The 19,705-nt window shown below is 34.1% G+C and carries 18 protein-coding genes; 14 read left to right on the top strand and 4 right to left on the bottom strand.

The genetic code is table 11. The features are described from left to right. Positions 1-81 precede the first annotated feature (81 nt). On the bottom strand, positions 82-1,347 hold the full coding sequence (locus PKK00_01530) for a T9SS type A sorting domain-containing protein (GenBank protein HNW97075.1): 1,266 nt from the start codon (positions 1,345-1,347) through the stop codon (positions 82-84). A gap of 321 nt (positions 1,348-1,668) precedes the next feature. Here PKK00_01530 and PKK00_01525 point away from each other — a divergent pair, with 321 nt between their 5' ends. After that, positions 1,669-3,357 (top strand): carboxylase, encoded by a 1,689-nt coding sequence (locus tag PKK00_01525; protein HNW97074.1) that lies wholly within the window; start codon positions 1,669-1,671, stop codon positions 3,355-3,357. A gap of 72 nt (positions 3,358-3,429) precedes the next feature. Here PKK00_01525 and PKK00_01520 read toward each other — a convergent pair whose 3' ends face one another. Beyond that, on the bottom strand, positions 3,430-3,930 hold the full coding sequence (locus tag PKK00_01520) for a cytidine/deoxycytidylate deaminase family protein (protein HNW97073.1): 501 nt from the start codon (positions 3,928-3,930) through the stop codon (positions 3,430-3,432). A gap of 308 nt (positions 3,931-4,238) precedes the next feature. On the opposite strand from PKK00_01520, the gene PKK00_01515 reads away from it, so the two are divergent. Next, positions 4,239-6,674: a Smr/MutS family protein gene (locus tag PKK00_01515; GenBank protein HNW97072.1), complete on the top strand. Its 2,436-nt coding sequence runs from the start codon at positions 4,239-4,241 to the stop codon at positions 6,672-6,674. A 287-nt stretch (positions 6,675-6,961) separates the two neighbouring features. Here PKK00_01515 and PKK00_01510 read toward each other — a convergent pair whose 3' ends face one another. Further along, the gene (locus tag PKK00_01510; protein HNW97071.1) at positions 6,962-8,776 is read right to left on the bottom strand and encodes a glycosyl hydrolase family 18 protein; all 1,815 of its coding nucleotides are present in this window, start codon (positions 8,774-8,776) and stop codon (positions 6,962-6,964) included. Positions 8,777-8,958: 182 nt separating this feature from the next. Between PKK00_01510 and PKK00_01505 the strand changes: the two genes are divergently transcribed. From PKK00_01505 to groL, 6 genes are all read left to right on the top strand, one after another. Continuing rightward, on the top strand, positions 8,959-10,191 hold the full coding sequence (locus PKK00_01505; GenBank protein ID HNW97070.1) for a sigma-54 dependent transcriptional regulator: 1,233 nt from the start codon (positions 8,959-8,961) through the stop codon (positions 10,189-10,191). Then, complete coding sequence (locus PKK00_01500) at positions 10,188-10,697, top strand: LptE family protein (protein HNW97069.1); 510 nt, start codon at positions 10,188-10,190, stop codon at positions 10,695-10,697. The genes PKK00_01505 and PKK00_01500 overlap by 4 nt, the downstream gene beginning before the upstream one ends. A 35-nt stretch (positions 10,698-10,732) precedes the next feature. Then, complete coding sequence (locus PKK00_01495) at positions 10,733-11,260, top strand: hypothetical protein (protein HNW97068.1); 528 nt, start codon at positions 10,733-10,735, stop codon at positions 11,258-11,260. A gap of 14 nt (positions 11,261-11,274) precedes the next feature. Next, positions 11,275-11,598: a preprotein translocase subunit SecG gene (gene secG, locus PKK00_01490; protein HNW97067.1), complete on the top strand. Its 324-nt coding sequence runs from the start codon at positions 11,275-11,277 to the stop codon at positions 11,596-11,598. Positions 11,599-11,791: 193 nt separating this feature from the next. After that, a complete protein-coding gene (locus tag PKK00_01485; GenBank protein ID HNW97066.1) occupies positions 11,792-12,070 on the top strand; it encodes a co-chaperone GroES in 279 nt (92 codons plus the stop codon). 35 nt (positions 12,071-12,105) lie between these two features. Further along, positions 12,106-13,746 (top strand): chaperonin GroEL, encoded by a 1,641-nt coding sequence (groL, locus tag PKK00_01480; GenBank protein ID HNW97065.1) that lies wholly within the window; start codon positions 12,106-12,108, stop codon positions 13,744-13,746. Between the two features lie 259 nt (positions 13,747-14,005). Here groL and PKK00_01475 read toward each other — a convergent pair whose 3' ends face one another. Continuing rightward, on the bottom strand, positions 14,006-14,587 hold the full coding sequence (locus tag PKK00_01475; protein HNW97064.1) for a hypothetical protein: 582 nt from the start codon (positions 14,585-14,587) through the stop codon (positions 14,006-14,008). Between the two features lie 523 nt (positions 14,588-15,110). Between PKK00_01475 and PKK00_01470 the strand changes: the two genes are divergently transcribed. The 6 genes from PKK00_01470 (at position 15,111) to PKK00_01445 (ending at position 19,613) form a co-directional block, all read left to right on the top strand. Further along, a complete protein-coding gene (locus PKK00_01470) occupies positions 15,111-15,686 on the top strand; it encodes a sigma-70 family RNA polymerase sigma factor (GenBank protein ID HNW97063.1) in 576 nt (191 codons plus the stop codon). Beyond that, on the top strand, positions 15,673-16,353 hold the full coding sequence (locus PKK00_01465) for a hypothetical protein (GenBank protein HNW97062.1): 681 nt from the start codon (positions 15,673-15,675) through the stop codon (positions 16,351-16,353). Before PKK00_01470 ends, PKK00_01465 begins: the two co-directional genes overlap by 14 nt. After that, positions 16,343-17,440, top strand: a complete 1,098-nt coding sequence (locus PKK00_01460; protein HNW97061.1) for a hypothetical protein — start codon at positions 16,343-16,345, stop codon at positions 17,438-17,440. The genes PKK00_01465 and PKK00_01460 overlap by 11 nt, the downstream gene beginning before the upstream one ends. A gap of 204 nt (positions 17,441-17,644) precedes the next feature. Continuing rightward, positions 17,645-18,367, top strand: a complete 723-nt coding sequence (locus PKK00_01455; protein ID HNW97060.1) for a head GIN domain-containing protein — start codon at positions 17,645-17,647, stop codon at positions 18,365-18,367. Positions 18,368-18,495: 128 nt separating this feature from the next. Continuing rightward, a complete protein-coding gene (locus PKK00_01450; GenBank protein HNW97059.1) occupies positions 18,496-18,987 on the top strand; it encodes a hypothetical protein in 492 nt (163 codons plus the stop codon). Positions 18,988-18,998: 11 nt separating this feature from the next. After that, positions 18,999-19,613, top strand: coding sequence for a hypothetical protein (locus tag PKK00_01445; protein ID HNW97058.1), 615 nt, complete (start codon positions 18,999-19,001; stop codon positions 19,611-19,613). Positions 19,614-19,705 lie beyond the last annotated feature (92 nt).

The raw sequence follows: 19,705 nt of genomic DNA, 5'->3' as shown, positions 1-19,705 counted from the left end.
ATAAAAGTGGATGAATAGAAATTAGGATAATGACAGATGAATATTTATTAAAGACCAATATTTTATAAATCAGTGTGAATATTATTCTTTAATGAATTTTTTCATAATGATTTGACTTTCATTTTTAATTTTCAAAAAATACATACCTTCCGAAAGCTCCGAGATATCAATTGTAGTTGCTGGCTGAAATGAAATTTTTTGCAAAACCGGCTTTCCCTGTGTATTGTATATTAATAAAATATTCATTTTGTTTTTTGAAGATTTATTTTCAATAATTATTGAGTTACTTGCAGGGTTAGGGTATAGAAAAAAATCATTATCATTTAAAATTTCATTTATTCCAGCTCCCGAACAAGATGTAACGGCGCTGCTTGCAATTGATGATAAATAAATATCAATTGCAGCCTGCATTCTTTCAGACTGGTTGGGTGTAAAATTTGTCATTTCCGCATCATCACTATATCCCATAAAATTCATATACATAATTCCGGGGCATGTATCGGTACAGTAATCGGTAATGCATCCTGATAAATCACCAACAGGATAGCTTAGCTGATTAGGTGTATCAGGGCACAAATCATTGTCAGTACAACTTGAATCGGCACTGACAACATGAAAAAGATTAAAACAATGCCCCAGTTCATGTGTAGTAGTTGCTCCTAAGTTGTATGGAAACGTTGTGCCGGTGATTCCAAAAAACTGATAATTTACAACAAGTCCAAATTTATTATTTATGCCAGAAGTAGGGAATTGTCCGTAACCGGATAATCCATTTCCAAGATTACAAACCCAGATATTTAAATATTTTGAAACTTCCCATGGACTTTTCCCGCCTGTATTATCATTCTTTACTTTATTATCGGTGCCAAACGATGTTACAGTTGTTTGTGTTCTTGTTATTCCTGTTGTTGGATTTCCATCGGGGTCTGCTGTTGCAAGACAAAAAGTGATACCTGTATTTGCTTTTAATGAATTTGAGAATTGTTCCATTGAATGTGAATTCAATCCGGCAAAATCAATATTGGTTTGAGCTATTTGTTCTGCTACACGCTCATCTGTGATGTTCTCTGATGAATTTTTATAAACAATATGCACAACAACCGGAATCACGTATGAATTTTTATTGGTATTAAATTCATTATGATGTAAACGGATGTAATCATTGAATTTTTCTTCTTCGATCTGCATCTTCTTTTGTAGAGTTGGGCTCTGTTGCATCATCCATTGCAGGTATTGCATAGTGCCATCAGTGTGAGGGCTTTTAAAAGAACCTGTATTAATAGTGCATTGTGCATTTGAAGTAAATGTTATGATAATTGATATCAGAAAAAAAGTAAAATTTTTCATAAGCATGGTTTAGAAAACAAATTTAAAATATTAAAAGTAAAAATAACAATAGATAAAACTAACTTTTTATTGTATGCCTGATTTTTTCTATTGTGCGATGGATTCTGACTCTTGAATGATGGAGCAATGAAGCTGGTATAATATAAACTAAGGTAAAAGATTAAATAATTTTTCATTTGTTAAATTTTTCACAAATATTTTCATTTCGTATTTTATTTATGGTTAATTTTGTAACACGAAAACAAAAAGAATTGAAAATGCAGCTTTTACAGTGTGTTTTCAATTTCGACAGATGTGTTGAATGAAGAAAAATATTGAGTGATGAAAAGAAAACTTTTAATACGCGATTTAACATTAAGAGACGGCCACCAGAGTTTATTTGCTACTCGTATGAACCAGGCACAGGTCGACAGGGTGTTGCCATTTTATAAAGAAGCCGGTTTTTATGCATTGGAAGTATGGGGAGGTGCAGTTCCCGATTCCATCATGCGTTACCTTAATGAAAACCCATGGGAGCGTTTGGAAAAAATCAAAGCTGCTATTGGTGATGTATCTAAGCTTACAGCCCTTTCCCGTGGACGTAATCTTTTTGGTTATAATCCTTATCCCGAAGATGTGATTGAAGGCTTTAACAGGAATGCTGTTAAATCGGGAATTGATATCATGAGGATTTTCGATGCATTGAATGATATGGATAATATCAAGTCAACAATAAAATATGTAAAACAAAATGGCGGTATTGCTGATGGTACGGTATGTTATACTGTTGACCCGAAATTTTCAACCCGCGAAAGAGTGAAAGCTTTATTGAAAGGGAAAAAATTACCCAGCCGTATTTTTACAAAAGAATATTTTCTTGAAAAAGCAAAACAACTGGAAGCCTATGGTGCAGATATGATATCTATCAAAGATATGGCAGGATTAATACCTCCGGGAAAAGCAGGCCGACTGGTAAGTATGCTTAAGAAAGAAATTAAAGTTCCTATAGATTTTCATACACATTGTACACCTGGTTTTGGAACTGCTGCAACACTAACAGCAATTTTAAACGGGGTTGATATTGTTGATACAGCTATTGGTTCATTTGCCGGTGGTACTGCTGCTCCCGCTTTTGAGATCATACAGATTTTCTGCGATAAACTGGGTATTGATACAGGTGTCAATCTTAAAGCTGTTGCAAAAATTAATGCTGAACTCAGAAGCATTCGTACAGAACTTTCCAAATTTGATAATTATAAATTTCCAATAGAATTTGATATTTCATCATATAAACTTCCAAAAGAAATTGACAAGCTGTTTGACCTGGCAATAATAGAAGCTAAGGAAGACAAGGAAAATGAACTTCTTGAAACAGTACAGGAAATTGAAAAATATTTCAATTATCCCGAACCCGATGAAAACGTTAAAAAAGCAGAAATACCCGGCGGTATGTATTCCAATATGCTTGCCCAATTAAAACAATTAAAACTGGAAGCATTGCTGCCACGTACTCTTGAATTGGTTCCTGTGGTTCGTGTTGCATCGGGTTGTCCGCCGCTGGTTACGCCAACAAGCCAGATTGTAGGCGTTCAGGCTGTAAATTGTGTAATTGATGAAAATAAAGGAGTTCCTTTCTATACCAATAAATCAATTCAGTATGTAAATTTAGTAAAAGGGTCTTACGGAAAGACACCTATACCTGTTGATCCTGAATTTCGTAAAAAAATTGCCGGAGTAAAAAATGAAGTTCCTTACGATACATCGAAATATAAAAAACAACCCAATCCCAGGTTGAATGAGTTTGGCGGAGTAAGGCTTGCACAGAATGAAAAAGATGAATTATTGCTTGAACTTTTCCCTGCTGTTGCTTCTTCATTTTTACTGCAAAAAGCTGAAGAAAAATTCTGGGCTGATATTTTCCGCGTAGAAGAAGAGAAGAGAAAGAAGATTCAGAAAGAAAAAGAATTATACGAGGCCCTCACTGCTGAAGAAAAACAAAAAAGATTACAGGAAGGACTATATAATTATTAATGTTGAATGGATGATGTTAAAAGGATAATATCAAATTGTAATTGTTGTAATGATTTGAACAGTTAAGCAATTTTATTGTTTATCATATTTTAAAACTTCATCATTCACATACTCCAGCTTTATTCCTGCTGCCTTAAACATTTCTTCCGATTCAGCTCCGGCATGATATTTTTTTTCGCAAACCACACGAACAATTCCACAATTGATTATTAACATAGCGCATGTTCTGCATGGTGTCATGCGACAATAAAGTGTTGCACCTTGCAATGAAATCCCGAGTTTTGCAGCCTGGCAAATGGCATTCTGTTCGGCATGAACAGTGCGAACACAGTGTTGCGTAACCGAATCATCTTCATGGATCATTTTTTTAAATTGATGACCTACATCATCGCAATGAGGCATGCCCACCGGCGAACCAACATATCCACTTACCAGTAATTGTTTGTCACGTGCAATCACACATCCGCTGCGGCCGCGGTCGCATGTGGCGCGCTTTGCAACAGTATTGGCTATTTCCATAAAGTATTCATCCCATGAAGGGCGGATATACTTTTCTTTTTTTTCTTCTTTCAATTTTTTATGATTTGGTATTAATGCAAAAATATAATTTTGGTTTGATAATCGTAAAATTATTTAGGCTAAAGCCAATATCATTTTTTTATTTGTCCCTGACCTTAAGGTCTGGGCAATTTGTGTTCATGCTAAAATAAGAATTCGAGTTTAATTTAAAAATATTAATTCTATTGTCTTCATAAAATTGCCACAACCTTTAGGTCGTGGATAATTTTTTAAATATTGTTTGGCTTTAGCCAAAATAAATAAATTAAAGATGTTTTTGTATATCTGTTTTATATCTTTACAAAAATTTTGAAATAACTAAAGTGATTTATCCTTACAACTTTGAACAGAAAACGGGTTTCGATACCATTCGTCAATCGCTGAAAAAGCTTTGCCTGTGCCGGATTGGTGCTTCGTTTGTTGATAAAATGAAATTTTCTGATAACAAAAATCAGATTGTAAAATTACTTGAACAAACCGAAGAATTCCGCCAGATTTTATTATTAAGCGAAAAATTTCCGACAGAAAATTATTTTGATATTACACCTGAACTTTCAACAATATCAATAGAAGGAACGTACCTTGAAAAAGAAACGCTTTTTGATATGAAGCGTTCGTTGACTACCATTTATGAATGCATTACCTTTTTCCGAAAAGATAAAGAAAACAGATTTCCGAAATTAAATGAACTGACTGCTGCTATAGAAATTGATACTTCCATTTTAAAACAACTCGACAGAATACTTGATTATAAAGGAAATATTAAAGATGATGCTTCGCCCGAATTATTTGAGATAAGAAAAGAAATAACCCGGAAACAAGTTTCGGTAAATAAAAAACTTCAACAGATAATTAATCAAGTTCGTAAGCAGGGATGGGCTCCCGATGATATTGAACTTACAGTAAGAAATGGCAGAACGGTTATTCCCATGACTGCTGCTTATAAAAGAAATATCCACGGTTTTATTCATGATGAATCGGCAACCGGACAAACAGTTTTTATTGAGCCTGAAGAAGCTTTCGAAATGAATAATGAAATTCGTGAGCTTGAAAATGCCGAAAAACGCGAGATTATAAAAATTTTGATTCAGTTTGCCGATTTCATTCGCCCTGAAATTGATGATCTAATCAAATGTTATCATTTTCTTGGGGTCATTGATTTTATTCGTGCTAAAGCTTTATATGCACTTCAAACCAATTCGCAGAAACCGGATGTTGTTTCTGAAACACTTATCAATTGGGTAAAGGCAAAACATCCGCTACTTTTTTTGAATCATAAATCACAGAAAAAAGAAATCGTTCCTTTAAATATAAAGTTAGATAAAGAAAGTCATATTTTGGTTATCTCCGGACCGAATGCTGGAGGAAAATCGGTATGTTTAAAAACTGTCGGGTTACTTCAATACATGCTGCAATGCGGCATGCTGGTGCCAATGGAATCATATAGTGAAGCTGGAATTTTTTCAAAAATATTTATTGACATTGGCGATGAGCAATCGCTCGAAAATGACCTCAGTACATATTCTTCGCATTTGCTAAACATGAAACATTTCATGAATCATGCTGATGAAAAAACCTTATTTTTGATTGATGAATTTGGGACAGGTACCGAACCCAATATTGGCGGGGCAATTGCCGAATCAACACTTGAGAAGCTAAATGAAAAAAAATCATTCGGTGTTGTAACAACACATTACGCAAATTTAAAATTACTTGCCGAAAAAAATCCGGGAATCATAAATGGAGCTATGCTTTTTGATACCGATAAAATGAAACCGAGGTATGAACTTAGCATTGGCAAACCCGGCAGCAGCTTTGCTTTCGAGATTGCCGAAACCATCGGTCTTCAGAAAGATGTGATGAAAAAAGCAAAAGAAAAAGCGGGGATAAAACAAATCAGTTTCGACAGGCAATTACAAAACCTGGATGTTCAGAAAAAAAATCTTGACCAGAAAGAAGAACAATTAAAAGTTGCCGATGATTTTCTCGCGGAGATGATTGATAAATACCAGAACCTTTATGATGAGCTGGAAAAAAGAAAAAAGGAAATCATTTCAAAAGCGCGCGAAGAAGCTGCAAACATGCTTGATGATACCAATAAGATAATTGAAAATACAATTAAAGAAATTAAGGAAACGCAGGCGGAGAAAGAGAAAACGTCGATAGCAAGAAAAAAACTCGATGACTTTAAAGAAAAATTAATTGCAAAAAAAAATACCGATGAGGACGGTTCATCAATAAGAAGAATAAAAGATAAAAATAAAAAAGTGCCTGTTAAGATTTTGCAAACACCTATTGAAAAAGGCGATTACGTAAGGATTTCGGGACAGGAGCTGATAGGTGAAGTTATAGGTATTGATAACAAAGAAGCACTTATTGTTTTTGGAACAACGCAAATAAAAACAAAAATCGATAAGCTTGAAAAAGTAAGCCACGAGGATTTCAAAAGTCAATCAGGACGATACAAATCAAGCGGGAAAAAAGTTTTATTTGATATTAACGAGAAAATAAAAAACTTTAAAATTTCTATTGATATTCGTGGAATGCGTGTTGATGAGGCTCTTTCTGCTTTACAAAATTATATTGATGATGCTGTTTTACTTTCAGTTCCCGAAGTCCGCATACTGCATGGCAAAGGCGATGGCATACTCAGGAAAATTACACGCGACTATTTACGAAAAGTGAAAGAAGTAAAACATCTTGAAGATGAAATCCTGGAAAAAGGCGGACACGGAATAACCGTGGTATATTTTAGATAAAACATTATCTGATAATTTTTTATTTTTAAAGTGTGAGGGGCTGACGTCCCGATAAATCGGGGCGGCGAGGACAGGGAGGGCTGTGAATTTATAATTACCTAGAATTCTTACAAAGAAGTTTACTCACTTTGTTAAGAATTCTGAAATTATAAAGAGAGCGTGGAAGTTCGCCGCGGCGAACGATTCGTCTTGACTTTTTGTTACTTTTTGGTCAAGCAAAAAGTAAGAAGAAATAAAAGAGTTTTCATTATTCTTTTTCTTAAAGCAAAAGAATTTCAAATGAAAAACTATTCAACAATAATTTTTAAATATTGATTTCCCTTACTGCTATTGATTTGTAAGAAATAAAATCCATTTTTCAAATTATATTTATTCCGGTCAAGTATAAATTTATGTTCACCTTTGTTTAAGATACAATTTGAAAATTCTCCAATAATTTTCCCGGAGATATCAAATAAATTAATTTTTAAATTTTCTGTTTTATCTGTTGTAATTATTAGTGTTGCATATTCCGAAAAAGGATTAGGTTGAATTGTAGCATTGAAATTTATTGATGGTTCCGGTAAATTCACATAAGTATTACAATTCCAAACGGCTTTCCATCCTGAACTAACTGTTGCTCCATCCGATTTAAATTTCAGAGTAAGCGAAGGCCCGGTAGAATTAATAGTTCCCGGACTGTTTGTTCCGTGAAATGCGCCTATCAGTGTTGATGAAGTATTTGGTCCGTCGTAAATTTTTAATGTATCATAATTTGCTTCGGTGTTGAAAGAGTAGAATGTGAGAGAAACATTTGAAGCTCCTGTAGGAGCTAGAGTAAATGTATAATTTTCGCTATTATAATAATTTCTTAATGGTCCACCCATATCAAATAATGTATCGGAACATGCGAAAGTAGCGCAATCCGAAAATTTATCTGAAATCAAATTCCAGTAGTCATCATAACCATCATCATATCCTAAAGCCCATATGCCGATTCCTCCAATTCCTCTCTGGTTAACCATTTCGAAACGTTTACCCATGCTGAAAGCATCATTAATCCAGCATTGATACCATTGTCCGGATGTTTGAAAAGTGTAATAAGGAGTATAAGAAACCTCATTCCAAAGCTTATTGGAATAGTTTCCACTTGTGTTTGCACGAACTGTTTTATATAAAGGCGATGTTCCTGTAGTGGTTGTAGAATCAGGCACGGAAGAACTTTTAGTTGCCCATTGTTTTCCGTAATAAGGTAATCCTAATATTAATTTTGAAAGAGGTACTCCTTGTTTTAAATAATACGTAATTGATTTTGTTAAGGTATAATTATAGCTTGTCTGAAAATTATATAAAGGATCTGTTGGTCCTGCAAAATCGCTGCCTCCATAATAATAATCATATCCCATGATAATGAACATATCAACGTATGAACGTAATGCTGCAACAGAATATTTATTTGAAGTCCACTCAACTGCCGGCAGACAAATGCTTATTTCTGAACCCGGGATTGAAGTATGCATTTGATTGCAAAGGTCGATCATGAATGTTTTAAAGTTTGCCGAATCGGAACTTGCCATTCCTTCAAAATCAATATTAACGCCATTTGCTCCACGCGATTGAATAAGGCTTTTTAAATTTGTTATAAGTGTTTGCCTTGCTGTTGCGTTTGATAAAAATGAAGTAAGATTAGCCTGGTTCATCAGTGTTACGCATAAGTCAACTTTTACTCCGTTTGCAAGTGCAGAATCAACGGCATCAGCGGTACTCCAACTGTTCGTGGTTGTTGCATTACCTGTACTATAATCCAGTTCGTATGAAAAATAACAAAGATGCGATAATAAATTCCACTGATAATTCATATATGTGCTTCCCATCCAGTAAGGGTGCCAGCCATATACAATTTTGGTTAATGAACAGCTTGATTTTTCTTTTAATAAAATATTTTGTGAACTTCCCGGATTTAACATTGCATTCAGGCTGTCCCATTGATGATCGGAAGTGAATTTATATTTTGAATAGAATTCCGATTGTTCCTGTAAAATAGATTTATGTTCATTTTGTGCGATTACAAAATTTGAAATAATACTGATGAAAAAAATTAGAATTGTTTTTTTATAATTCATGCAACAAAATTACAACAGTTTTAAAGTTGTGAAATTTATTTTTAAAAAGAAGTATCATGTTTGATTTAAATACAATAGTTTTTTATAAATGTTAGAAAAAATGTCATGTTTTTTATAAGAACTATTTCTAAAATATAATTTAGTTTATCTTTGCAGTTCAATTCATACAAGTATAAAGTATCATGGATATACTATCCATTAAACAACGTTTCGGAATTATTGGCAGCTCGCCTTTGCTCGACAGGGCTATCGATATTGCTAAGCAGGTGGCGCCTACCGAGCTTACTGTTCTCATTTATGGTGAAAGCGGAACAGGAAAAGAAGTGTTCCCAAAAATTATTCATCATCTGAGTTCCCGGAAACACGGGCCTTTCATCGCAGTAAACTGTGGCGCTATTCCTGAAGGCACAATAGATTCTGAACTTTTCGGTCATGAGAAAGGCTCATTTACCGGTGCACATGAAGCACGTAAAGGATATTTTGAAGAAGTAAATAAAGGAACAATTTTTTTGGATGAAGTAGCCGAATTGCCTTTATCTACGCAGGTTCGACTGTTGCGTGTACTCGAAACAGGTGAATTCATGAAAGTGGGTTCATCAAAAGTTTTGAAAACAAATGTTCGTGTTGTTGCTGCAACCAATGTTAGCATCCCTGATGCAATCAGTCGCGGGAAGTTCAGGGAAGACTTGTATTATCGATTGAATACAGTTCCTATTCATATTCCGCCTTTAAGAGATAGAAAAGAAGATATCGCTTTATTGTTTAGAAAATTTGCATCCGACTTTGCTGAAAACTATCGTATGCCTGCTATGCAGCTCGATAATGAAGCGCTTCGCTCTCTTGAAAACTATCGCTGGCCCGGGAATATCCGTCAACTTAAAAATGTTACCGAACAAATTTCAATTATTGAAAACAATCGCAATATAAATGCGCCAACTTTAGAAAAATATTTACCACGACAGAATTCAACTGATTTACCTGTTCTTTTTAAACCGGAGAGCTTTTCTTCCGATATGTCAGAAAGAGACATTCTATATAAGATTCTTTTCGATATGAAAAAAGACATTAATGAACTGAAAAAAGTAGTTTATAATGTTATTGAAAACCCTGTAGATACTGCTTCTGAAAAGAAAAGTGAAACATCGAACAATAAAAAGATTTATGATGATTTCAAACCTATTGTTAGTAATGATTCAGGTATAACCATTCATACAAAGGTAAACGAGCATATTAACGAACCTATTGAAGACTCAGAAATTATTGAAGAATCGTTTTCACTTCAGAAAAAAGAAGAGGATATGATTCGCCGTGCATTGGAAAAGCATCGCGGACGCAGAAAAAATGCTGCTAATGATTTGGGAATCTCGGAACGTACTTTATACCGTAAAATCAAAGAATACGGAATTGAATTATGAAAAATTCAGGAATAATTTTCGTAGTTATAATTGTTACACTTCTTTCAGGCTGTAGATTTGTAAATTATTCTTTTGTTGGCGGAAGTATTGACCCGAAAATTAAAACCATATCAATACAATATTTTCCTAATAATGCTCCTTTGGTACAGCCGGCATTAAGCCAGTTATTAACTGAAGCATTGCGCGAAAAATTTTCACAGCAGACAAAACTTACTACGGTTAGCCGTGGCGGAGATTTGAATATCGAAGGCTCTATAGTTAATTATTCCACGCAACCTATAGCCATCCAGGGAAACGAAACAGCTGCAATGAACAGGCTTACTATTGTAATCAGTGTTAAGTTTACAAACAACATTGACGAGAAGCAAAATTTCGAACAAACTTTTACCCGTTATGCCGATTACCTAAGTTCATTAAATCTTTCCGCCGTTGAAGAATCTCTTATAAAAGAAATTAATGATCAATTTGTTGATGATATTTTTAATAAAACAGTGATAAACTGGTAAAAATGGATGCAACACAGTTTATAAAATGTTTTAATATGCACAATACAACTGATGTTTCGGTTGTTCCAGCAATAAAAGATTTACTGAAAAAGTATCCTTTTGTGGCATCCTTGCATATGCTTTATATTAAATTGCTTAAAGATTCGGCAAACCCTGAATTTGAAAAGTATATCGAAACAGCGGCAGTATATATCAATGACAGGAAAAAATTATACCGTTATATCAATGATATTCCTGATGAGGTTGTGGTACAACAACATGTTCCCGAATATAAATTGGAATCCATTGAAGAAGAATTTCCCGAAGTTTCAAATCCTCAGACCGACCTTATAAATAAATTTTTAGATAAAAAACCTTTTTTCTTAATAAAAAATAATAATGATTTTGAACCGGAAGAAACTGCCTGTGACCCGGAAATAGTATCGGAAACACTAGCCGAGATATATCATAAACAAGGTAAAACAAGTATGGCAATAAGTACTTATGAAAAATTATGTTTGAAATTTCCGGAAAAAAGCAGTTACTTTGCAGCCCGAATTGAAAAAATATTAAAAGAATCATAAAAAATTAGTTGATTATGGGAACATTTAATTTTGTATTAGCAATTATTCTTATAGTTTGCGTTTTACTTATACTTGTTGTTGTCGTTCAGAATTCAAAGGGTGGCGGACTGGCATCAAATTTTAGTTCATCAAACCAGATAATGGGTGTTAGAAAAACTGCCGATTTCCTTGAAAAAGCTACCTGGACTTTAGCTATAGCGCTGCTTGTTCTTAGTTTACTTACGGCAATAATTATTCCTAAGGAAACAGCAGCAACAAAAGGAAGTACACTCCAGGAGAAAATCGAAAATACTTCTCCTATTGACGATTATCAGGCTACACCTGAAAAAACTGAATAATATATTGAAATTACTCATATATGAAATGTCAGAATGTCATTAAGATTCTGACATTTTTTTTATACTTATTCAGGAACTATGAAAAATTGTCTATAAAAAAATTAATATTTGCTTTGGCATAGAAAATGACAATAGTGCCCTCGAAATATCCTTTCACATTAAAAATAATTGTTTAACAAAAAATAAAAAAATCATGGCAAAAGTTAACATCAAACCATTAGCAGACAGAGTATTGGTAGAACCTGCTGCTGCTGAATCAAAAACTGCTGGCGGTATCATCATTCCTGATACAGCAAAAGAAAAACCACAGAAAGGTACAATCGTAGCAGTTGGTCCCGGTAAAAAAGATGAGCCTGTTACTGTAAAAGTAGGCGATAGCGTTCTGTACGGAAAGTACGCAGGTACTGAGATTACTGTTGATGGTAAGGATTACCTTATCATGAAAGAATCAGATATCTATGCAATAGTATAATTTAACAAATAACAAACAATTAAAATCCATAAATCATGGCAAAAGAAATTAAATACAACATAGAAGCACGCGACCAGTTAAAAAAAGGTGTTGATGCAATGTCAAATGCAGTAAAAGTTACATTAGGACCTAAAGGAAGAAATGTAATTATTGAAAAAAAATTCGGTGCGCCACAAATGACTAAAGACGGCGTTACTGTTGCTAAAGAAATTGAACTGAAAGATGCAATCGAAAATATCGGTGCACAACTTGTAAAAGAAGTTGCTTCTAAAACTGCTGATATTGCCGGTGATGGAACTACTACTGCTACAGTTCTTGCTCAATCAATTATCAACACAGGTTTAAAAAATGTAACAGCAGGTGCAAATCCTATGGATTTGAAACGCGGTATCGACAAAGCTGTTGAAACTATTGTTGCACATTTAAAATCACAATCAAAAGAAGTTGGCGACAGTTTCGAAAAAATTGAACAGGTTGCTACTATTTCTGCAAATAATGATTCTGTAATTGGAAAACATATTGCCGATGCAATGCGCCAGGTGAAAAAAGAAGGTGTTATCACAATTGAAGAAGCAAAAGGAACCGATACAACTGTGAAAGTTGTTGAAGGTATGCAATTCGACCGCGGTTACATCTCTCCTTATTTTGTTACCGATCCTGAAAAAATGGAATCAGTAATGGAAGAACCTTATATCTTAATTTATGATAAGAAGATTTCAGGAATGAAAGATTTTCTTCCAATTCTTGAAAAGACCGTTCAGACTGGTCGTCCTTTGATCATCATTTCTGAAGAAGTTGAAGGCGAAGCTTTAGCTACTTTAGTTGTAAATAAGATTCGCGGTTCGCTGAAAATATGTGCTGTTAAAGCTCCGGGCTTTGGCGACAGAAGAAAAGAAATGTTACAGGATATCGCAGTGCTTACCGGTGGTGTTGTCATCAGTGAAGAACAAGGATATAAACTGGAAAACGCTGATTTATCTTATTTAGGCCAGGCTGAAAAAATTGTTGTTGATAAAGACAACACAACTATTGTTAACGGGAAAGGTAAGAAAGAAAACATTACTGCCCGCGTTAACCAGATTAAAGCCCAGATCGAAAAAACAACTTCTGATTACGATAAAGAAAAATTACAGGAACGTCTTGCAAAATTATCAGGTGGCGTAGCTGTATTATATGTTGGTGCAGCAAGTGAAGTTGAAATGAAAGAAAAGAAAGACCGTTTTGATGACGCATTACATGCAACCCGCGCAGCTATTGAAGAAGGTATAGTTCCCGGTGGTGGTGTTGCTTTTATCAGGGCTATTTCTGCTCTTGATAAATTAAAAGGTGATAATGAAGATGAAAATACAGGTATCCAGATTATCCGCAGAGCATTGGAAGAACCATTGCGCATGATTGTTGAGAATGCTGGGATCGAAGGTTCAATCGTTGTTCAGAAAGTAAAAGAAGGAAAAGAAGACTTTGGTTACAATGCAAGAACTGACAAATATGAAAACCTATACAAATCAGGCGTTATCGACCCAACCAAGGTTACACGTATTGCTTTGGAAAATGCAGCATCAATTGCAGGTATGTTATTAACTACCGAATGTGTGATTTCTGAAGTGAAAGAAAAAACTCCTGCTATGCCTCCAATGCCAGGTGGAATGGGCGGTATGGGTGGAATGGATTATTAAAATAATTTTAAATGATAAATGAGAAAATCTTTTATCATGAAATAAATAAAAGAAGCGGCTTTAAATTTAAAGCCGCTTCTTTTTTTTGTGTGTTTGAAAAACCTCAAAAGCCTGCGATGGCTTGAGGGTAGAGTCTTTTGAGGTTTCTTTAAATTATTTTAGTTCTTTTATACGTGTCAAGATATGCGCATCAAATAGGTTATTTTTGTAATCCATTCCATAGTTAATTATTTTATTAATTATTATGATTTTACATGCTTTACCAATAGTGAATTAAGTCAATTGTTACTTTGTCATAGCTACTACATGGTGGAATATATAAATTAAATGTTTTTTTTGCACCTGGTAATAATACTTCATCTCCACTTAATCCATCTCCACTATTATCATTAATTGCATAAGTTTCATAACCCTTAATTACTGAATACATTAATTTGCCATCTAAAGAAATGCGTTTATAGTATGTGAGTTGAAATTTTACAAGACTAATAGGTTTTGTTGAATTGTTTATTATAGTTGCAGAGTCCTTATATAAATTAATAATTTTTATTTGTTCTTTCTTATCTTTTAAAGATTTTCTAATATTTGGAATAAAAAAGTGTTCAGTTGTTGATATTGAGAAAAGAGTATCATAATTATTTTTGTTTTTTAATACACGATACTTATCGGTCAATTTTGTCATTTTTGCATCAACTTCACTCATTGATTTATTGAATTCACTGCATCCTTCTACCCCTATTTTAGCAATATCTTCATTAAATTTATCAACAGGATTTTTGTGTTTGCAGGCAGCCCCTCCTAATATTAGAATGATTGACAAAATTGCAATTAATTTTTTCATGGTTTTATATTTAAGTTTCTTTTTATTTTCAATACTCTTTTAAATAATTTGCAGTTTCTTCAATTTGCCATTGCTCGAAATTTTTAAAAATGCGAAGCGTGGGCAGATCATATTTTCTTTCTTGTCTGTCTGAGTTAGTCGTAAACAGTTTGCGAAAAACTGTCAGATAATTTGTCATAGTTTGTAATAATAATTTTGCCTGTCATTAAATTTTGGCATTGGCTATAATGTTTCTGTTTCTCTTTTAAAACTATTTCTTCTTTAGTAAGTAACTATATTTAAATTTCTTTGTAAATATATCAAATTGTAAAACAAATTTAAAATTAAACATTTATCATTTTACATTTTCTCAACCTCGCCAGTTAGGCGGGCATCATTAATTTGCAATAAATATTTCCTTATGCCTTATGCCTTGTCAACTTATGCCTTTTAACTTTTCCCTTCTTCTTCTTATCTTTGAAATAATTATTGGTGATTTTGCAACCCTTAATATTTTATTCTGTCTTTTATTCATGAAAGGTAAATGCATTTGGCCGAAAACGTAGTTGATATCAACAGGGCTTTAATTGAACAATGCTTGCGAGGTGAGCGCAGTGCACAGCATCAGCTTTACAAGATGTATGCAAAAGGTATGTTCAATATTTGTCTTCGCATGTTGAATACACGCGAGGAAGCCGAGGATATGTTACAGGAATGTTTTGCCGAAGCTTTTCAACGACTCAAAACATTCCGCTTTGAATCGACCTTCGGCGCATGGCTTAAACAAATTGTAGTGAACCATTGCATTAACGAGATGAAACGTAAAAAAGCAGAACTTGATTATTTGGATGATATGGAAACGCTCGACATTCCTGAAGAAAATGATGACCGTCCATCGGAATATGAATTGGCAATGAGTGTTGAAAATGTGAAGAAAGCAATGAACCAGTTGCCCGATGGAAGCAAAACAATTTTTTCGCTTTACCTGCTTGAAGGTTACGACCATGTGGAAATAGCGCAAATACTGCATATCACCGAATCAACATCAAAATCGCAATACATGCGTGCACGACAAAAAGTAAAAGAAATTTTAACGCAAATGAATTATGAAAGAAGATAAACTGGAAAAATTTATTCGTGATAATCGTTCGCAGTTCGATGCCGACGAGCCGTCCGATGCGTTGTGGGATAAGATTTCAAATGATATTGAAATTAAAAAAAGAAAAAATATTTTCTGGATTCGCATTGCATGGCAGGTTGCCGCTGCGGTAATTATTTTCTTCACGGCATGGTACCTGAAAGATCTCACGCAAAGCAGCTCTACGGCTAACGCTACGGCTATGCGCAGCAACATTAAATTACATCCTGTCATTAAAATTGTGAAACCGGTTGAAACTCCGCTTCAACAAGTTCAAACTACAAATAATTATATTGCTGAAACAAAAAATAATGTTGTTGCAAAACCACAGCATGATGATGTACTTCCGGCTGAATTGCTCGAAGCTACGCAATATTACACTATTCAGATAAATCAAACACGCAACATGATGATTCATTATGCAAGCTACAGTCCTGATATCGACAAGCAGGTGAATGTTGAATTTGCAAAACTGGATACTGTATATAAATCGTTGCGAAATGATTTGAAAGATAATATCAATAACAGTGAAGTTGTAGAGGCCATGATACTCAACTATCGCATGCGTTTGGAAATTTTAGAGAATATCCTTGAACAGTTAAAATCAATCGTTAATAAAGATGAAAAAAAGAAACAATATGAAATATAAATCCGGAATATTATTCATGATCGTTTTGTTTGCAATGAATTTTACATTGCATTCACAACCATACGAGCGAACAAAATCGCAGGTGAAAACTTTTCCTGTTACAAAAGATTGTTCGGTGCAGATTTCTAATAAATATGGCGATGTGCAGGTAGTGGCATGGGACAAGGATTCCGTGAAGTTTGAAATAAATGTGAAAGTAGCAAATAAAAAAGAAGATGATGCTAACAAAAAAATCAATAACATCGATTTCAATTTCACATCAACACCTTATTATGTAATTGCAAAAACTGTTTTTCTCGACAGTAAGAACAGCCTTATGACTGATTTAGGCGACATGGCAAGTTCGCTTATCAATTCAGGGAATTATGTGAATATAACTTATGTTGTTTCCATTCCTTCGTCAATTAGTTTGTCTATTGAAAACAAATATGGAAATGTTTATACAACCAATCACAGCAATGCTTTTCAGCTTACACTTTCCAACGGCGATTTCAAAGCGAATAATTTAACAGGTGATAGTAAAATCAATGTGTCGTTTGGTAATGCTGCAATTAACGAAATAGCGAAAGGGAAGATTGAAGCGTCATACGCTGAATTTGAAATAAAGAAAGCCGGGAAATTGAATATTGTTGGTCGTTCATCAAAGTTTAATTTTGCTAGTGCCGAAAGTTTGGAATTGGATTCGAAGCGCGATAAATTTTATGTTGATACTTTATCATATTTAAGTGGTGAAACAGATTTCACATATTTCAATGCCGGCATTTTAAAGTCGCAGCTAAACCTGAATACATCATTTGGAAACCTTCTTTTGCAAGGGCTTTCAACCGATTTCAAAAGTATGAATATTGTTTCAAGCTATACTGATATTTCATTAACCGTTCCATCATCACTTTCATCTTTAGTTGATGTTACATACAAAAAAACAGATTTATCTTATCCGCAAACATTAACCGGATTACAAAAAGATACGCTAAACGATAGTTCGGGAACTTATAAATTGAAAGGTTCAATAGGGAGCGACACTGCTGTTACAAAAAATATTTTGCTGAACACAAGCGGCGGAAGTTTTACCATCATCACGAAGTAAATGTTTTTTATTTCTCGCTGATTTTCGCCGAAAAATTCGCAAATGAACGCTGAATATATCTGCGTTGATCAGCGTTTTATTATTTGCGTACATCTGCGAGAAATTTTTTTTAAAATATTTTTTCAAATTCTGCAACCCTTCAAAAATTTAATTGTCTTTTAATTCAGAAGACAGAAAATAAATCGTAAATCTAAAATATATTTTATGAAAACCACTGCCATACTTTTATTTTCATCAGCATTTATTTGTTTGATGTATCTTACTTCGTGTACAAATTTTCATGCAATAGACGGGAACCACAATGTGGTAACCGAAACCCGCAACATTGCTTCATTCACTGAACTTCGCTCCGAGGGTTCATATGATGTTTATTTAGTTCACGATTCCGTTTTTTACGCACAGGTAGTTGCTGAAGAAAACCTGATTCCATACATCATGACAGAAATTTCAGGTGAAGAACTTGTAATAAAAACTCATGATCACAGGAACCTCAGAAACCACAGTGCAATGAGAATATATATTCATGCTCCTTATGTAAATTCTATTACTTTGGAAGGAAGCGGAAAAATTGATTGCGACAGTATAAGCGCAAATTATTTTTCGATTCATCTTGATGGTTCTGGTGATATTTTATTGAGCAATGCAACATGTAATAAAATAAAAACCAAAATTTCAGGTTCGGGAAAAGTAGAATTAGCGGGCAATGCAAACGAAACCGATTTTGATATCAGCGGTTCGGGCGATATATATTCACAAAGTCTTGTTCAGGATACTTGCTTTGCCGACATATCAGGTTCGGGAAGTATGTACGTGAATGTAAATAAATTTTTAGATGTGCATATTTCGGGAAGCGGGAAGGTTCATTATTATGGAAATCCTGTGGTGAATACCGATATTACAGGTTCGGGAATGGTTCTTCATGAATAAAAATAATTCAGAAAGCAGAATTATGAATTGAGAATTAAATTGAAATTATTAGAAAATAATTAAAATAAGATTACGCTGCGAAGCAGCAAATAACTATTAATGACAATTAAATGACAAATATTTTAAATATGAAAAAACTTTTGATTTTACTTTTTTTCCCACTTGTAATTAATGCCCAGGATTACAAAGGAGCTATAGGAATAAGAGGAGGCGAGAGTGCAGGAATTTCATTGCAGCTGTTCAGTGATGAAAGCAATGCAGCACAGGCTTTGTTAAGTTTCCGAAAAAACGGAATGCAGTTTACTGTTTTGAAAGAAAAGTATATGCCTGTATTATTAAATTATTCGGATCATATTTTTTTATACCAGGGTTATGGCGGTCATATTGGGTTTGAGCGTTGGTATAACTGGAAAGATGATGAATGGCCTTATGATTATCACATGCGCTCTGCGCCACTCGCCGGAATTGAAGGTGTAGTAGGACTTGAATACCGTTTATTTAAATGTCCGCTGAAATTCGGATTGGAATACAAACCTTTTGCCGAGCTGAGCTTTCATAATGTTTTCAGGCTAAACCTGTGGGATTTCGGAGTAACAATTCATTATATGTTTAACAAATAAAATTCAATTATATGAAAAAAATTTTTCTAGCTACATTGTTATTTTCTGTTATTGCATTTTCAGTAAATGCACAGAAAGATTCAACGAAAAATAGTAATGACATAAAAACTATTTTCGGAAATAAAAAGATTTCACACGGCGCGTACTTTGGATTTTCAGTTGGCTATAGTTTAATTGATGATAAAGATGCATTCACATCTGGCGGGCGTTTGATGTGGGTTATAAATCACAACTTTGCATGGGGTTTGGCAGGAAGTGGGTTTGCAAGTAATTTTCATGAAAATTCAGGTTTCAGTTTGCAAGGGGGGTATGGTGGTTTAATGTTTGAACCGATATTGTTACCTAAGTCGCCTGTACATCTTTCGTTTCCGGTATTGCTTGCTGCGGGCGGTGTTGGGAAAATGAATATAAGTGATAACTGGGATGAAGAATATTTTTTGGATGATGCTGATGCTTTCGTTATTGCTGAACCAGGAGTTGAGCTGGAAATGAATCTTATAAAATTTATAAGGATAAGTGTTGGAGCAAGCTATCGTTTTACTTCCGATATTTATCTTAATAATGAAAGTCATGATGTGCTGAATGGCTTTAATACCATGGTGAATCTGAAATTCGGGAAATTTTAAAAAACATAATCTTATCCCATTATGTTATTTTTTATTAACTTTGGAGTTTCCTCAGGAAAAAAGCAGGGAAAAATCAAAACGCTTTAATAGTG

The organism is Bacteroidales bacterium (assembly GCA_035353855.1).
In the GTDB taxonomy this organism is placed as follows: domain Bacteria; phylum Bacteroidota; class Bacteroidia; order Bacteroidales; family CG2-30-32-10; genus DAOQAK01.
Note: the sequence above shows the minus strand (reverse complement) of the source record. Positions and strands in the feature narration are given on the sequence as shown.

Excerpts from the sequence above, each read along its gene's own strand:
- PKK00_01460 (HNW97061.1), top strand. The coding sequence starts at position 16,343 with ATGAAATATAAATCCGGAATATTATTCATGATCGTTTTGTTTGCAATG.
- PKK00_01510 (HNW97071.1), bottom strand. The coding sequence starts at position 8,776 with ATGAATTATAAAAAAACAATTCTAATTTTTTTCATCAGTATTATTTCA.
- PKK00_01470 (HNW97063.1), top strand. The coding sequence starts at position 15,111 with ATGCATTTGGCCGAAAACGTAGTTGATATCAACAGGGCTTTAATTGAA.
- PKK00_01495 (HNW97068.1), top strand. The coding sequence starts at position 10,733 with ATGCACAATACAACTGATGTTTCGGTTGTTCCAGCAATAAAAGATTTA.
- PKK00_01500 (HNW97069.1), top strand. The coding sequence starts at position 10,188 with ATGAAAAATTCAGGAATAATTTTCGTAGTTATAATTGTTACACTTCTT.
- PKK00_01475 (HNW97064.1), bottom strand. The coding sequence starts at position 14,587 with ATGAAAAAATTAATTGCAATTTTGTCAATCATTCTAATATTAGGAGGG.
- PKK00_01450 (HNW97059.1), top strand. The coding sequence starts at position 18,496 with ATGAAAAAACTTTTGATTTTACTTTTTTTCCCACTTGTAATTAATGCC.
- PKK00_01505 (HNW97070.1), top strand. The coding sequence starts at position 8,959 with ATGGATATACTATCCATTAAACAACGTTTCGGAATTATTGGCAGCTCG.
- PKK00_01445 (HNW97058.1), top strand. The coding sequence starts at position 18,999 with ATGAAAAAAATTTTTCTAGCTACATTGTTATTTTCTGTTATTGCATTT.
- PKK00_01455 (HNW97060.1), top strand. The coding sequence starts at position 17,645 with ATGAAAACCACTGCCATACTTTTATTTTCATCAGCATTTATTTGTTTG.
- PKK00_01530 (HNW97075.1), bottom strand. The coding sequence starts at position 1,347 with ATGAAAAATTTTACTTTTTTTCTGATATCAATTATCATAACATTTACT.
- PKK00_01465 (HNW97062.1), top strand. The coding sequence starts at position 15,673 with ATGAAAGAAGATAAACTGGAAAAATTTATTCGTGATAATCGTTCGCAG.
- PKK00_01525 (HNW97074.1), top strand. The coding sequence starts at position 1,669 with ATGAAAAGAAAACTTTTAATACGCGATTTAACATTAAGAGACGGCCAC.
- secG (HNW97067.1), top strand. The coding sequence starts at position 11,275 with ATGGGAACATTTAATTTTGTATTAGCAATTATTCTTATAGTTTGCGTT.
- PKK00_01485 (HNW97066.1), top strand. The coding sequence starts at position 11,792 with ATGGCAAAAGTTAACATCAAACCATTAGCAGACAGAGTATTGGTAGAA.
- groL (HNW97065.1), top strand. The coding sequence starts at position 12,106 with ATGGCAAAAGAAATTAAATACAACATAGAAGCACGCGACCAGTTAAAA.